11 protein-coding genes are annotated in these 15,183 nt (G+C 65.1%); 10 read left to right on the top strand and 1 reads right to left on the bottom strand.

Translation table 11 applies throughout. The features are described 5' to 3' along the window. Positions 1–247 precede the first annotated feature (247 nt). From AC04SF_RS05890 to AC04SF_RS05865, 6 genes are all read left to right on the top strand, one after another. Positions 248–1,246 (top strand): ABC transporter permease, encoded by a 999-nt coding sequence (locus AC04SF_RS05890; RefSeq protein ID WP_488476927.1) that lies wholly within the window; start codon positions 248–250, stop codon positions 1,244–1,246. A 31-nt stretch (positions 1,247–1,277) separates the two neighbouring features. Beyond that, a complete protein-coding gene (locus AC04SF_RS05885; protein ID WP_488476926.1) occupies positions 1,278–2,294 on the top strand; it encodes a sugar ABC transporter substrate-binding protein in 1,017 nt (338 codons plus the stop codon). An 11-nt stretch (positions 2,295–2,305) separates the two neighbouring features. After that, positions 2,306–4,423 carry an ABC transporter permease gene (locus tag AC04SF_RS05880; RefSeq protein ID WP_488476925.1) on the top strand — a complete coding sequence of 706 codons (2,118 nt, stop codon included), beginning with the start codon at positions 2,306–2,308 and terminating at the stop codon, positions 4,421–4,423. Next, entirely contained in the window at positions 4,420–5,514 is a 1,095-nt protein-coding gene (locus tag AC04SF_RS05875; protein WP_488476924.1) for an NHL repeat-containing protein, read from the top strand. Before AC04SF_RS05880 ends, AC04SF_RS05875 begins: the two co-directional genes overlap by 4 nt. Before the next feature lie 3 nt (positions 5,515–5,517). Then, positions 5,518–7,014 (top strand): sugar ABC transporter ATP-binding protein, encoded by a 1,497-nt coding sequence (locus AC04SF_RS05870; protein WP_488476923.1) that lies wholly within the window; start codon positions 5,518–5,520, stop codon positions 7,012–7,014. Positions 7,015–7,138: 124 nt separating this feature from the next. Further along, positions 7,139–8,035, top strand: a complete 897-nt coding sequence (locus AC04SF_RS05865) for a LysR family transcriptional regulator (RefSeq protein ID WP_488476922.1) — start codon at positions 7,139–7,141, stop codon at positions 8,033–8,035. 178 nt (positions 8,036–8,213) lie between these two features. Here the strand turns inward: AC04SF_RS05865 and AC04SF_RS05860 are convergent, their stop codons facing one another. After that, positions 8,214–9,710 carry an aldehyde dehydrogenase family protein gene (locus AC04SF_RS05860; RefSeq protein WP_488476921.1) on the bottom strand — a complete coding sequence of 499 codons (1,497 nt, stop codon included), beginning with the start codon at positions 9,708–9,710 and terminating at the stop codon, positions 8,214–8,216. A gap of 142 nt (positions 9,711–9,852) precedes the next feature. On the opposite strand from AC04SF_RS05860, the gene AC04SF_RS05855 reads away from it, so the two are divergent. The 4 genes from AC04SF_RS05855 to AC04SF_RS05840 all read left to right on the top strand — a co-directional run bounded on the left by AC04SF_RS05855 (position 9,853) and on the right by AC04SF_RS05840 (position 15,156). Further along, positions 9,853–10,596, top strand: a complete 744-nt coding sequence (locus AC04SF_RS05855) for a glucose 1-dehydrogenase (protein WP_488476920.1) — start codon at positions 9,853–9,855, stop codon at positions 10,594–10,596. A gap of 27 nt (positions 10,597–10,623) precedes the next feature. Next, positions 10,624–11,721 (top strand): isocitrate/isopropylmalate dehydrogenase family protein, encoded by a 1,098-nt coding sequence (locus AC04SF_RS05850; RefSeq protein WP_488476919.1) that lies wholly within the window; start codon positions 10,624–10,626, stop codon positions 11,719–11,721. Between the two features lie 33 nt (positions 11,722–11,754). Beyond that, positions 11,755–12,894 carry an alpha-hydroxy acid oxidase gene (locus AC04SF_RS05845; protein WP_488476918.1) on the top strand — a complete coding sequence of 380 codons (1,140 nt, stop codon included), beginning with the start codon at positions 11,755–11,757 and terminating at the stop codon, positions 12,892–12,894. 159 nt (positions 12,895–13,053) lie between these two features. Beyond that, positions 13,054–15,156, top strand: a complete 2,103-nt coding sequence (locus AC04SF_RS05840) for an oxidoreductase (RefSeq protein ID WP_488476917.1) — start codon at positions 13,054–13,056, stop codon at positions 15,154–15,156. Positions 15,157–15,183 lie beyond the last annotated feature (27 nt).

The raw sequence follows: 15,183 nt of genomic DNA, 5'->3' as shown, positions 1-15,183 counted from the left end.
GGCCGTTCACGCTTCCTATATAGGCAAAAATCACCGGCCGGACAAAGGTTCCCTGGCAAGGGTTCGCCTGCCCCGCCCGCCGGAGCGAACTGCACAGCGCATCAGAAAATCGAAATTGCCCCTGCCGCGTCGAGCCGCAATGGTCTTGCGGGAGGCAGCCGGCTCAGGGCTGTGGAGGAAACGCCGGAGCGGCAAACGCCGCTCAGGCAAGCTGCCAGTTGAGGCTGGCAGCGAGGGAGGAAGGAAATTGGCTGGTTCGGGCAAATCCGACGGCGCGCGCTCGGGCATCAAACTGTCCCAGGAGCTCGTCGTCGTTGCGATCTCGGTCATCCTCTTTGTTGTGTTCTCGGCGACGCTCAACAATTTCCTGAGCCAGGGCAACATCATCGCCATCCTCAAGAACGTCTCCATCCTCGGCACGCTGGCGGTCGGCATGGGCTTCATCGTCGTTGGCCGCGGCATTGATCTCACCATGGTCGCGGTGATGGTGGTCGGCGTCGCCTTCTCGATCTGGATCTCCACCTGGGGCATCGATTTCACGCTGGCCGTGCTCTGCGGTGCCCTTCTGGCCGCGGCAATCGGCTTGTTCACCGGCATCATGGTGGCGGTGGCCGAAATCCCGCCGATCTTCGCCACGCTTGCCATCGCCTCCTCGGTCTACGGCTCCGGCCGCATCGTCTTTGCCTCCGACGTGCTCTATGCTCCGTCTAACATCGGCTGGCTGAAATTCGTCGGCAGCGGCACCGTCCTCGGCATCCCGATGGTCGTGGTCATCTTCGCGGCGGTCGCGGCATTGATGGGCTTCTTCCTGAAAAAGACCCGCTTCGGCCGGCTGGTTTATGCAACGGGCGACAATCCTAACGCGGCCCGCACCACCGGCCTGCCGACGCGCCCGATCATCGTGACCCAATACGTCATCAGCGCGCTCATCGCCTTTACTGCCGGCACCATCATGCTGGGGCTGGTCACCGGCATCGACACCCGCCTCTACAACTCCAGCTTGATCTACGACGTGCTTTTGGTCGTGGTGCTTGGCGGCATCGGCCTCTCCGGCGGCCAGGGCGGCGTGCGCAACGTCATCGTCGGCACCATCCTGGTCGGCATCCTGACCAACGGCATGACGATCCTGAACTTCAGCTACACCAGCCAGAACCTGATCAAGAGTGTGATCCTGCTGGGCGCGCTGGCGATCGACGCCATCATCAATCCGCGCGACGAGCAGACCTCGCAGAGCGGCGACATCTGAAACAAGAACTCATCAAATCAGGGAGGAAACCATGAAGCTATTCAAGAACGGCCTGTTCGCAGGCCTGACCGCGCTTGCGCTGCTGGGAGCGGCCAACGTCGGCACCGCGCAGGAAACCGACCAGGTCGGTCGGGCGCCCTATCTGGAAACGCTCAAGGGCAAGAAGGTGATCTTCGTGCCGATCTCGCAAGGCATGGACCTCAACCAGGCCTGGGTGATGGTGTGGCAGCGTCACGCCGCCCGCTATGGCTTCAGCCTCGAAGTGCGCGATCCCAACGGTGACACCAATGCCGGCATCCGCGCCATGCAGGGCGCCATCGCCGAGAAGCCGGACCTGATCATCGTGCAGAATCCCGATGTCCAGACCTACGCCCGCCTGCTCAAGCAGGCGCAGGCGGCCGGCATCAAGGTGCTGCAGGTCAACATGCAGTCGGCCACCCAGACCGACTCCTATGTCGGCAATGACTGGATCGAGATGGGCCGCCTGGAAATGGGCGAACTGGCCAAGCACTGCACCGGGCCGAACGCCGTCTCGCACAAGGTGGTCTGGCTTGCCGGCGTGCAGACGGGCGCCGCCAACATCTACATGCGAACCGGCATCGACGAGGTGCTGAAGGCCAATCCCGAACTGCAGCTCGTCTCCGACCAGCCCGCCGACTATATGAGCGAAAAGGCCCGCCAGATCACCGAGACGGTGCTGCAGCAGCATCCAGACCTCTGCGGCATCATGGGCATCTGGGACAATGCCGAGGTCGGCGCCGGTGCCGCCGTCGCGGCTGCCGGCAAGCAGGACCAGGTCACCATCGTGACCAATGGCGCGGGTGCCGCCACGGGGTGCGACAGCATCAAGAACGGCCTGCTCGATGTGATCTTCAACTTCAATGCCCCGATCCAGGCCGAGATCGCCGCGCAGCAGATTTCCGAACTGCTGCAGCATCCCGACCGGCAAGCGGGCAGCGAGAAGACCATCTTCTTCGGCCCGATCACCCGTGTCGACAAGACCAACGCGACCGGCCGGAACTGCTGGAAGCCTGAAGACATCAAGTAACGGACTTTTCGATGAGCATGGCCGAAAGCCTCGTGCGCTGGCGCTACCGCCTGCTCCCCGACCATGTGGTCGGGGAGATCCTGACCAAGAAGTGGATCGACAGCGTCATCCCCTTCACGGCGCTGGTCATCCTGTGCGCGATCTTCGGCTCGATCGTGCCGGGCTTCTGGAGCGTCGCGACGCTGACCAATCTCAGCGGCCAGACCGCCGAGCTTGGCCTGGTCGTGCTCGGCATGACCATCGTCATGGTCTCGGGCGGCATCGACCTGTCGGTTGGTTCGACCTTCGCGCTGGCCGTGCTGGTGACGCTCTACGGCATGAATGTCGGCCAATGGAGCTTTGGCACCGGCCTGCTGGCATGCCTCGGGCTCGGCGTCGTCTGCGGCGCCATCAACGGCTTGCTCGTCGGCTTCCTGCGCATGCGGGCCTTCCTGACGACGCTGGTCACGCTGATCATCTACCGATCGACCTTCGACGTCATCTTCCCGCAGGTTTCGACGCCGATCGTCACCAGCGGGCCTAATTCGCCGACCTATGATTTCCTCGGCTTCGGCACGATCTGGGGCGTGCCGACCTCCTTCGCCGTCTTCGTCGTCATCGCGCTGGCGATCCATCTCGTTTTGTCGCGTGCCCGCTATGGCTGGCGGCTGTTCGCGGTCGGCGGCGCGCGCCGCTCGGCCTACAATGCCGGCATCAATGTGCGTTTCACTCTGTTCAGCGCTTATGTTCTGTGCTCGGTGCTGGTCGCGCTCTCCGGTTTCTTCTTCTCGGCCCGCATCGGCAGTGCGGCCTCCGATATCGGCACCGGCCTCGAACTGCAGGTGCTCACCGCGACCGTGCTTGGCGGCATCTCACTTGGCGGCGGGCGCGGCTCGGTGGCCAAGGCGTTGATGGGCACGGTCTTCGTGCTCGTCCTGTCGAACAGCCTGCTTGCTCTGGCCGTATCCGGCCCGGTCAACTCCCTGATCCTTGGCCTCGTGCTGCTTTTCTCGGTCCTGCTCGACGTGCGCTGGGTCAAGAACCGTCACAAGATCCTGCGCAGCGTCTACATCTCGCCGACCTTCGCCAAGATGCGCGAGCCGATCTCCACCGCGCCGGGCACGCCGATCGCGGTGAACGACCGGTTGAAGGATGTCGGCGTCATCGGCCTTGGCGTCCTCGACGGCGCCGAGGACGTCATCTTCGATCGCCAGGACCGCCTCTACACCGGCACCCGCCAGGGCGACATTTTACGCTTCCAGCCGCCGCATTATACGCAGAGCGAAGTGTTCGCCCATATTGGCGGCTCGCCGCTCGGCATGGCCTTCGACCGCGACGACAATCTGGTCATCTGCGTCGCCGGCATGGGCCTTTACCGGGTGGCACCGGACGGCGCGGTGAAGCTGCTGACGGCCGAGACCAACCGCTCGCTGACCTCGGTCGTCGACGACTCGACCATGAAGCTCGCCGACGACTGCGACATCCTTCCCGACGGCCGTATTGTCTTTTCCGAAGCGACCGTACGTTTCGAAATGCATGACTGGTACGCCGATGCGCTGGAAAGCCGAGGCAACGGCCGCATCATCGTCCATGATCCGCGCACAGGTTCGACCCGCACGCTGCTGTCGAACCTGGTCTTCCCCAATGGCATCTGCACCGCCTTCGACGGCCAGTCGGTGCTGTTCGCCGAAAGCTGGGCCTGCCGCATCAGCCGCTACTATTTCGACGGCCCGAAGAAGGGCAAGGTCGAGCGCGTCATCGAAGGCTTGCCCGGCTATCCCGACAACATCAACCGCGCCTCGGACGGCACCTATTGGCTTGCCCTGATGGGCATGCGCACGCCGGCGCTCGATTTGTCGCTGGAAATGCCGGGCTTCCGCCGCCGCATGGCGCGGCGCGTTTCGGAAGACGCCTGGCTGATGCCCAACCTCAACACCGGCTGCGTGCTGCGCTTCGACGAGAACGGCCAGATCCTCGAAAGCCTGTGGGACCGCGCCGGCGAGAAACATCCGATGATCACCTCGATGCGCGAGCACAAGGGCGTGCTCTATCTCTGCGGCATCTTCAACAACCGCATGGGCACGCTGCCGCTGAAGGGCGTCGACCAGAACTGGTTCAGCTCGGATTCCTACTGGGGCAAAAAGGCATGAGCGCCGTGAGCCAGTTTTTCGACCGCTTCCTCGGCCGTGGCGACTGGGCGGTGACGGTGCCGACGCTCGACGGCCCCCTGCTGCCCAACCAGGGATTGGAGGAGGCCGAGACCTTCGCCAGCCTCGCCAATTCAGACAATCTCGTGCGCACCGACAAGGGCGTGCTGGCCAGCAGCACCGCCTCTCTGGTACGTTTCGGCGCCGACGGCCATGCCGAAATACTGCAGGAATTTTCGGGCGAGATCACAGCACTTGCCCATGCCCGCGGCATGACGGCGCTGGCGATCGACGGCAAGGGCGTCGTCATCCGCGGCGGCCTGCATGACGGGCGCGAAGCGACGGGCGACGAGGCCCTGCGGCTCTCCTGCATCACCGCCCTCACCTTCCTCGACAGCAACAGCCTGCTGATCGCCAACGGTTCGGCCTCGCTGCCGGCGAGCGGCTGGCGCCGCGACCTGATGCAGAAGAACGCTTCCGGCTCGCTCTGGCGCCTCGATTTGAAAAGCGGCCGGCTGGAGCTGATCCGCGACGGCCTGGCCTGGCCCGCCGGCATCGCCACCACCGGTTCGAACCGCATCTACGTCACCGAAGCCTGGCGCCACCGCGTGCTGGCGATCGACCTCGCCACCAAGGCGACGTTGCCGGTGCTGGACCATCTGCCCGCCTATCCCGCCCGCATCGCGCCCGCCTTCAATGCCGGCTACTGGCTGACCTTCTATTCCGTCCGCAACCAGCTGGTGGAATTCATCCTGCGCGAGGAGACCTATCGCAAGCGCATGCTGGCCGAGGTCCCGGAAGCGTATTGGATGGCGCCTTCGCTGAGCTCATGGCGCGATTACCGCGAGCCGATGCAAGGCAGCCAGCTGAAGCAGATGAACGTGCTGAAGCCCTATGCGGTCACCCGATCCTATGGGCTGGTGGTACATTGCGACCAGAACATGAAGCCGCTGTCGAGCTTTCATTCGCGCGCCGACGGCACGGTGCACGGCACGGTCAGCGCCTGTGAGGCGGGCGACGATTTGCTCGTCGCCTCGCGCGGCGGATCGCGGGTGGTGCGCGTGGCCGGCGCCGCCGGCGGCAAGCGGGGTTAAGCGATGTCGGATAACATCATCGAACTCAGGGACGCCACCAAGGCCTTCTCGCGCATCCCCGCCTTCAAGAACGTCAATTTCGACCTGCGCAAGGGCGAGATCCACGCGCTGCTCGGCGAAAACGGCGCCGGCAAGTCGACGCTGACCAAGGTCATGGCTGGTGTCTTCAAGCTGACAGAGGGCAAGATGACCTTCGACGGCAAGGCGGTGTCCTTCGCGGCACCCGCCGAAGCGCTGCGCGCCGGCATCGCCATGGTGTTCCAGGAAACCAATCTGGTGCCGGCCATGACGGTCGCGCAGAACCTCTATCTCGGCGAAGAGAAGATGTTCAACCGGCTGCGCGGCCTCTACATCCAGGCGCGGCAGTTCCTTGCCGGCATGGGATTTCAGGTCGACCCGACCGCGCAAGTCAGCACGCTTGGCGCGGCGCACAAGCAGATGGTGGAGATCGCGCGCGCCGTCCACCACAAGGCCCGCGTCATCATCTTCGACGAGCCGACGGCGACGCTGACGCCGGAAGAGAAGAGCCATTTCTTCAACCTGCAGCAGCGCCTGGTAAAGGAAGGCATCGCCATCATCTTCATCAGCCATGCGCTGGAAGAGGCGCTGGCCGTGGCCGACCGCATCACCGTCATGCGCGACGGCGAGATCGTGGCTTCGGGAGACGCCAAGGGCTTCACCCGCGCCACCATCGTGCAGGCCATGGTCGGCCGCACATTGACCGAAACGCTGCATGGCGAGGTCAAGCGCACGGCCCGGCCCTATGGCGACAATGTGCTTTCGGTCGAGAACCTCTCCTGCGCCGGCCTGGTGCGCAACTCCTCCTTCTCGGTCTTTTCGGGCCAGGTCACCGGCATGTTCGGCCTTGTCGGCGCCGGCCGCACCGAAATGGCCAAGGTCGTTGCCGGCCTGCTGAAGCGCAACATCTTCCATGGCGGCGAAATCCGCCTGCTCGGCAAATCGGTGCGCTACCGCGTGCCGCGGCCGGCGGTGCGCGACGGCATCGTCTATGTCACCGAGGACCGCAAGCTCGACGGTTTCTTCGAGACCATGACGGCCGGCGAGAACCTGCAGATGGGCGAACTCACCGAGGGCGCCAACCCGGTCTCGATGGTGTCCTTGGCGCGCGCCAGGCAGCTTGCCCGCGAATGGGGCGAGCGCTTGAGCCTGCGGCAGACCAGCGACCGCGCCCGGATGATCGAGCTTTCCGGCGGCAATCAGCAAAAGGTAGTGATCGCCAAATCGCTGATCCAGAAGCCGAAGCTGGTGATCTTCGACGAGCCGACGCGCGGCGTCGATGTTGGCGCCATCGTCGAGATCCACCAGCTCATCAGCGATCTCGCCGATCAGGGCATGGCCGTCGTCGTCATCTCGTCCTATCTGCCTGAAATCCTGGCCGTTTCGGACCGCATCCTGGTTGTCAAGCGCGGCCGCGTGGTCGAGGAGATGATGCTGTCGGAAGCGACCGAGGAACGCGTGATGTTTGCTGCAGTGCATTGATGGTCGCAAAGAAAGGCAATGTTTCGCCGGCTAAGCCAGGACCAATGGCTGGCCCGGCCTATTGCCTTGCAATCGGTTCCGCGTCTGAATAGGTCAGGAGGTCAGACCACCTGCCCGAGCGGACATGTCCAGCATCAACCTCAAACTTCTGCAGACGTTCCTGCTTGCCGCCGAAAACGGCAGCTTCCGTCGTGCTGCCGAAGAGAGCAACCGCTCGCCATCGGCGGTCTCGATGCAGATCCGCGACCTCGAGGAGCAGATCGGCATATCGCTCTTCATCCGCACCGCGCAGCGCGCCAGCCTGACGCCGGAAGGCCAGGTCCTGTTCGAGGAGATCGCCAACGCGATGTCGCAGGTGCAGACCAGCCTCGACCGGCTGACCGAGATCGCCGCGCGGCGCAAGGGCAAGGTCCAGATCGCCTGCGCCCCGACGCTGGCCGCAAGCCGGCTGGGCGACATATTGGCGACATTCAAGCTGCGCTATCCCCGCTCGATCGTCGAGGTCATCGAAACCCCGCCCCAGGCGGCGCTGAGCCTTTTGCAGCAGCAGGAGGTCGAGTTCTATATCGGTCCTGAACTGCCGAATCTCACGGACTTCCAGTTCGAATCCATCCTCGACGATCCGCTGATGGCCTGCATTCCTACGGAAATCCACGGCGGCGAAAAGAAGCTGCTTTTATCCGACTTGCTGCGCTACCCGCTGATCCTGCTCAACCGCAAGACGGCGGTACGCGGCCTTGTCGATCGGCTCACGGCGGCGGAAGGCATCGAGCTCAAGCCGCAATATGAGGTCGAGAGCGCGCAGACCGCGGTGGCGCTTGCCTCATCCGGCCTGGGTGTGTGCGTCGTCCCCGGCATCGCCATCTCACGCAATGACGAGCGCATGCGCGTCGTGCCCATCGACCACCGCGACGCCCACCGCTCCGTCGGCATCATCACGGCGCGAGGCTACGTGCACCACTCCTTCTCCGAACAGCTGATGAACCTCATCCGCACCAACCTGCGCGAACTGGCGCATTGAGCAACTTTTCGGACGGGCTCCTCCCGCACGCGCCAGGGTGTGTCGAGATTCAGGTCAGGGCGAGCCGAAAATGGCTGATGCCGAGAACCGGAGCGGAGCGTACTTAAAGTACGTGAGCACCGGAAGCACAGGCATCAGTCATTTGCAGGCCGCCCTCACCTGAATATCGGCATACCCGTCAGTCGGTCTGGATCCAGACGGCCTTGGTCTCCAGATACTCATGCAGATGCTCGATGCCGCCCTCGCGGCCATAGCCGGACATCTTCATGCCGCCGAACGGCACCGCAGGGTCGATGGCATGGTACATGTTGACCCAGACCGAGCCGGCCTTGACGCGGCGCGCCAGCTTGTGCGCGGTGCCGAGATGCGTGGTGAAGATGCCGGCCGCCAGCCCATAGGGCGTGGCATTGGCGCGCGTGACCGCCTCATCCAGCGTGTCGAAGGGCATGGCGGAAATGACCGGCCCGAATATCTCCTCGCGCGCGATGGTCATCTTGTCCGACACCGCGCCGAACACGGTCGGCGCGATGAAATTGCCGCCATCATAGAGCGCGCCCGTCAGCCGCGAGCCTCCCGCGACCAGTTCGGCGCCCTCGTCGCTGCCGGCCTTGATGTAGCCCTCCACCTTGCCGGCCTGCCTGGCATTGATCAGCGGCCCGATTTCGGTCTCCGCCTCGATGCCGTGACCGATGCGCAGCTTGCCGGCAAACTCGGCGACCCGGCGCACGAATTCATCATGGATTTCGCGCGCCACGAACAGCCGCGAGCCGGCGATGCAGATCTGGCCCGAATGTATGAACACCGCCATCGCCGCCACCGGAACCGCCTTGTCGATGTCGGCGTCGCGGCAGACGATGATCGGTGACTTGCCGCCGAGTTCCAGCGACACGCGCTTGAGGTTGGTGACGCCCGCCCGCGCGATCGCTTGGCCAGTCAGCGTCGAGCCGGTGAAGACGATCTTGTTGACGTCGGGATGTTCGGCAAGCCGCGCGCCGGCCTCGGCGCCAGTGCCGGTGACGATGTTGACGACGCCGTCGGGCACGCCGGCCTCCTGCATCAGCCTGGCGATCAGCAGTGGCGTCAGCGAGGCATCCTCGGAAGGCTTCAGCACGATGGTGCAGCCGGTGGCGAGCGCCGGCGCGATCTTCCAGATCGAGGCGGCAGTCGGCGCGTTCCAGGGAATGATGGCGCCGACGACGCCGACCGGCTCGCGCCTAGTGAAGGAGACGATCTCGCCGGGAATGGAATTGTCGATCGCCTCGCCATGCAGCGCCGTCGCCATGCCGCCATAGAAGCGCAGCATGCCGATGACGCGGCGCCGGTTGGCCAGCGTGCGCGTGATCGGCAGCCCCATGTCGAGCGTGTCGGAAACGCTGAGCTCTTCCCAATGCGTCTCGAACAGATCGGCGATGCGCAACAGCACGCACTGCCGCTCATAGGGCGAGAATTTCGACCATGGGCCTTCGAAGGCCGCGCGTGCGGCGGCCACCGCCGCATCGATGTCAGCGGCCCCGCCGCGCGGCACCGTCGCCAGCACCTCGCCCGTCGCCGGGTTGAGCGCCTGCATCACCTCACCGGACTGTGCCGCAACCCACTTGCCGCCGATGAACATCGGCCGGAATTCGCCGTGGTAGAGCGTCGCGGCCTTCGCCCTCGGGTCGAAATTCAGCGTCATCGCGTCCTCCTCACGAATTCCGCCGCGACTATTACTCCCGCCACCGGCGAGCTCAAACAAGGAAAGCTAAAAGGGCGTTCAGATAATCGGACTGTGCAATCCAAGCGACTTCCCCGATGGTGCCGGCAACGGAGGAACAGATATGAGACTTGCTGGCAAGGTCGCCATCGTCACCGGTGGCGGTTCGGGATTTGGCGAAGGCATCGTCAGGAAATTCGTCGCCGAGGGCGCGCTGGTCGTGCTGATGGACCGCGATGAGGCAGCAGCGGCCAGGGTCGCAAGCGAGGCCGGCGAAAAGGTGCGGCCGATCACCGGCGATGTCTCGACCGTGGGCAGCTTCGAAGCGGCCGCCGACCTCGCCCGCTCGGCTTTTGGTGGGCTCGACATACTGGTCAACAATGCCGGCGTCGCCCAGCCGCCACTGCCGCTTGAGACGATGGAGGAGGAGCTGTTCGACCGCATCGCTGACGTCAACATGCGCTCGATCTACAACGGCGCCCGCGCGGTCGTTCCGCATTTCAAAGCCATCAAATCGGGCGCCATCCTCAACGTCGCCTCCACTGGCGGTGTCTCGCCGCGGCCGAACCTCACCTGGTACAATGCCTCCAAGGGCTGGGCGATCGCCGCCACGCGGGCGATGGCGGTGGAACTCGCGCCCTTCGGCATCCGCGTCAACGCCATCAACCCGGTCGCCGGCGACACGCCGCTTCTGTCAACCTTCATCGGCTCCGGCGAGGAGAACCGCGCCCGCGTCGTCGCCACCATCCCGATCGGCCGGCTCTCGACGCCACAGGACATGGGCAATGCCGCCGCCTTCCTGTGCTCCGACGAGGCCAGCATGATCACCGGTGTCGACCTCAACGTCGATGGCGGCAAGTGCATCTGAGAGATTGTTGTCCGTGAGGGTTCGGCGATGAAGCCTGTCTACGAAATCGCCGTGGTGCATGGCGACGGCATCGGCCCGGAAGTCTGCGCCGCCACGGTCGAGGTGGTGAAGGCCGCGCTCGGGCCCAACAGCCGGTTGCGCTTCAGCGACTATCCGGCCGGCGCCGAGCACTTCCTGAAGACCGGCCAGAGCTTTCCCGAACCGACCTTCCAGGCCTGCCGGGCGGCGGATGCCATCCTGCATGGCGCCGGCGGCCTGCCGGGCGTCGTCCACCCCGACGGCACCGAGGCAGGGCTGGATTTCACCTTGAAGCTGCGCTTCGAACTCGACCTCTATGCCAACATCCGCCCGATCCGGCTGTTCGAGGGCGTGCAGAGCCCGTTGAGTGGCATCAAGGCCGGCGACATCGACTACATCATCCTGCGCGAGAACAGCGAGGGGCTCTACGCCGCGCGCGGCTCGGGCGCGCTGCTGCGCGGCGAGGTTGCGGTCGACACGCTGGTGCAGACGCGCACCGGCATCGAACGCATCGTGCGCAAGGCTTTTGAGCTGGCGCGGCAGTCAAACGGCGCGCCGCGCGACGGCGTGCGCCGGGTGACCTGCTGCGACAAGGCCAATGTGCTGCGCAGCTATGCCTTCTTCCGCTCCGTCTTCGACGAGGTGGCACAGGGCTACCCCGACATCGCCACCGAATATGCGCTGGTCGACGCCATGGCCATGCATCTCGTGCTGAAGCCCGGCCATTTCAATGTCATCGTCAGCGAGAACATGTTCGGCGACATCCTCTCCGACCTCGCGGCGGCCACGGTCGGCGGCATGGGCATGGCGCCGTCGGCCGAGATCGGCGACGCCAACGGCTTCTTCCAGGCCGCGCACGGCTCGGCGCCCGACATTGCCGGCAAGGGCATCGCCAACCCCTACGGCACCATCCTGTCGGCCGCCTCGATGCTCGATTGGCTCGGCCACAAGCATCAGGACGGAAGGCTCAATCAGGCCGCCGAACGGATCCGAGGCGTGACGGAAGCCTGCCTTGCCGGCGGCCTGCTCAGCGCCGATCTGAAAGGCAGCGCCTCGACCCGCGAGATAACCCATTCCGTCTGCGACCGGCTGGCAGCCGCGGCGTGAGGGGCTGGCGATGACGGCAGGCGAGGTCTGAAAATGGGATCGCTCGATCGCATGGTTTCGGTCGAGGATTTCCGCAGCCTTGCCCGCCGCCGCCTGCCGAAATCGATCTTCGAATTCGTCGACGGCGGCGCCGGACAGGAACTGACGCTCAAGGCCAACCGCGCCGATTTCGAGCGGATCAGGCTTCTGCCACGCGTGCTCACTGACGTGTCCCGACCCTCCCTTTCCACGTCGCTGTGGTCGCAGACCTTGCCGACGCCGTTGGTGATCAGTCCGATGGGTTCCTGCGCGCTGGTCAGGCCCGGGGCCGACATCGCCATCGCCAGGGCGGCCGCCGCGCGCGGCATCCCCTACACGCTCTCCACCATGGCCACGACCAGCATCGAGCGCATGGCCAGGGCTGTCGAGGGACCGCTATGGTTCCAGCTCTACGTGCTCAGGGATTTCGAATTCAACCGGCAACTGGTGCGGCGGGCCGAGGAGACGGGTTATTCGACGCTGGTGGTAACCGTCGACCTGCAGGCCGGCGGCAGACGCGAAAAGGACCTCAGGAACGGCATATCGATCCCGCTTCGCCCCTCGCCCCGCCATCTCTGGGAAGGTTTGGCTCATCCCGGCTGGTCGCTGCGGCTGCTGCGCGGCGGGCTGCCGCAATTCGAGAACGTTCGCGGCTATCTCGGCGACACCAGCGCCGGGCTGACCATCGCCGCGCGCGTCGGCGCCAACCTCCACGCTGGTTTCGACTGGGACGATTTCCGCCGCATCCGCGACTGGTGGAAGGGCCGGCTGTTGGTGAAGGGCGTGCTGCATGCAGGCGATGCGGCAAGCCTGGTGGCGGCAGGCGCCGACGGCATCTGGGTGTCCAACCATGGCGGCCGCCAACTCGACGGCGCCATTTCGAGCATCGATGCCTTGCCGGCAGTCCGCCATGCGCTGGGTTGCGGGGTTCCGATCCTCATCGATTCCGGCATCCGCACCGGCATGGACATCATCAAGGCCGGTGCGCTCGGCGCCTCCGCGGCGGCGATCGGCCGGGCCGCCCTGTTCGGCGCCGCCGGCGGAGAGGCCGGCGTGGCCAGGGTGCTCGACATCCTGCTCGAGGACGTCGCCAACGGCCTGAAGCTCGCGGGTATGCCGTCGTTGAACCAGATTGGTCCCGATCTGATCGCCTGACAAGGCCGCGCATGTCCATCCCAGTACCGCCGCCCGGCGCACGGGCACCCCTTCCCGGACAGATCACCAACGCATCGGCGCTTTGGGCCATTGCGTTCTGCAATATCACAGAATATGCTTGTTGTACGATCGTTCAACAAGCATGTTTGCGAAGCCCCGATGACCTGCAATCCCCGCTACGAAATCCTGTTCGAGCCGATGCGCATCGGACCGGTCACCGCGCCGAACCGCTTCTACCAAGTGCCGCATGCCAGCGGCATGACCAACGCCCTTCCAAGGGTGCGTGCGGCCTTTCGCGAAGCCAAGGCCGAGGGCGGGTGGGGCGTGATCTGCACCGGCGCCTGTTCGATCGACCCGAGTTCCGACGACGCGCCGCTGCCTTTCGCCACCCTATGGGACGACAACGACATCCGCGCCCATGCGCTGATGACGGAAGCCGTGCATCGCCATGGCTCGCTGGCCGGCGTGGAGCTCTGGCACGGCGGCGCATCCGTGATGAACAGGGCGAGCCGGCTGCCGCCGCTGTCACCGTCGGGGATTCCCTGGATGGCCACGCATGTCGGCTTCATGGGCAATCTGCGGCCGAAGACCATGGACAAGGCCGACATAAAAGAGGTGCTGCGGTGCCAGGCCGAGGCGGCGCGCAAGGCGCGCACGGCCGGCTTCGACATAGTCTATGTCTACGCCGGCATGGGCTATCTCGGCTACGAATTCCTGCTTCCGGAATACAATCATCGCACCGACGAGTACGGCGGATCGATCGCGAACCGGGTGCGCTTCGTGCGCGAGATGATCGAGGTCACCAAGGATGCCGTCGGCAAGGATTGCGGCGTCGCCTTGCGCGTCAGCCTCGAGGAACTGCGCGGCAGGCCCGGCCGCAACCAGCCCTCCGAGGCGCACGAGCTGATCGAACTTTTGGCCGACCTGCCCGACCTGTTCGACGTCAAGATGGATTCCAGCCCGACCGACTGTTCGGCCTCACGCTTCACCGGTGAAGGCAGCCACGAGCCGGTAATCGATTTCGTCAAGTCGCTGACGAAAAAGCCGGTGGTTGGCGTCGGCCGCTTCACCTCGCCCGACACGATGGTGTCGCAGATCAAGCGCGGCGTGCTCGACTTCGTCGGCGGCGCGCGGCCGTCGATCGCCGACCCCTTCCTGCCGGCCAAGATCCGCGAAGGCCGCGAGGCCGAAATCCGCGAATGCATCGGCTGCAACATCTGCATTTCCAGCTGGCATGACGGCGTGCCGGTGCGCTGCACCCAGAACCCCACCGCCGGCGAGGAATGGCGGCGCGGCTGGCATCCCGAACGTGTCGAGCGCACCGACAGGCCGGAACGCATCCTGATCGTCGGCGGCGGGCCGGCCGGGCTCGAATGCGCGCTCACTCTAGGCCGTCGCGGCCATGAGGTGACGCTCGCCGACAGCAGCCGCAGCTTCGGCGGACGGCTGACCTTCGAGAAGACGCTGCCCGGCCTGTCGGCCTGGTACCGCGTCGTCGAGTACCGGCTCGGGCGCCTGAGCGAAATGGGCAATGTCTCGCTCTATCCCGAGAGTGTTTTGGGCGTGGACGAGATCATCGATCTCGCCCCGGAGCGCGTGGTGCTGGCGACCGGCGCGCGCTGGACCAACATGCTCTATTCCTCGCTCGAGATTCCGGTCGGCCGTCTCGACCATCCCGACGTATTCACACCCGACGACATCGCCGCCGGCCGGCTCCCGCAGGGACCGACATTGGTCTTCGATTTCGACAACTACTACATGGGCGGCGTGCTGACCGAGTTCCTGGCAGGACAAGGTATTCCGGTCAGCTACGTCACCCCGGCCGGCCAGGCCTCAGCCTGGACGATCATGACCAATGAATTGCCGCTGGTGCATCGCGCGCTGGCAAGGCGCAAGGTGCCGGTGACAACGCTGCATTTCCTGAAATCCTTCGATGGCGAGACGGCGACGCTGGCGCATCTTTTCACCGGCGAGGAGACCCGCATCGCTTGCCGCTCGGTGCTGATCGTCGGGCTCCGCTTGCCGCGCAACGAGCTGTTCGAGGCGCTCACCGAAAGGACGGACGCGCTTGCGGCCGCCGGCATTCAAAGCGTCGATCGCATCGGCGATACGCTGGCGCCCGGCGCCATCGCCCATGCCGTGCACAGCGGCCATAAGCTTGCCCGCGAAATCGGCACAAAGATCCGCTGGCAGCCCTACCGCCGCGACACGCCGATCGTCGATGCGGTGACGGATTTCGATATGCGCACAGCCGCTGAATAGGAGCAATTCCAGGAAAAGTGTGAAGCG

The organism is Mesorhizobium sp. CNPSo 4671, assembly GCF_057784245.1.
Note: the sequence above shows the minus strand (reverse complement) of the source record. Positions and strands in the feature narration are given on the sequence as shown.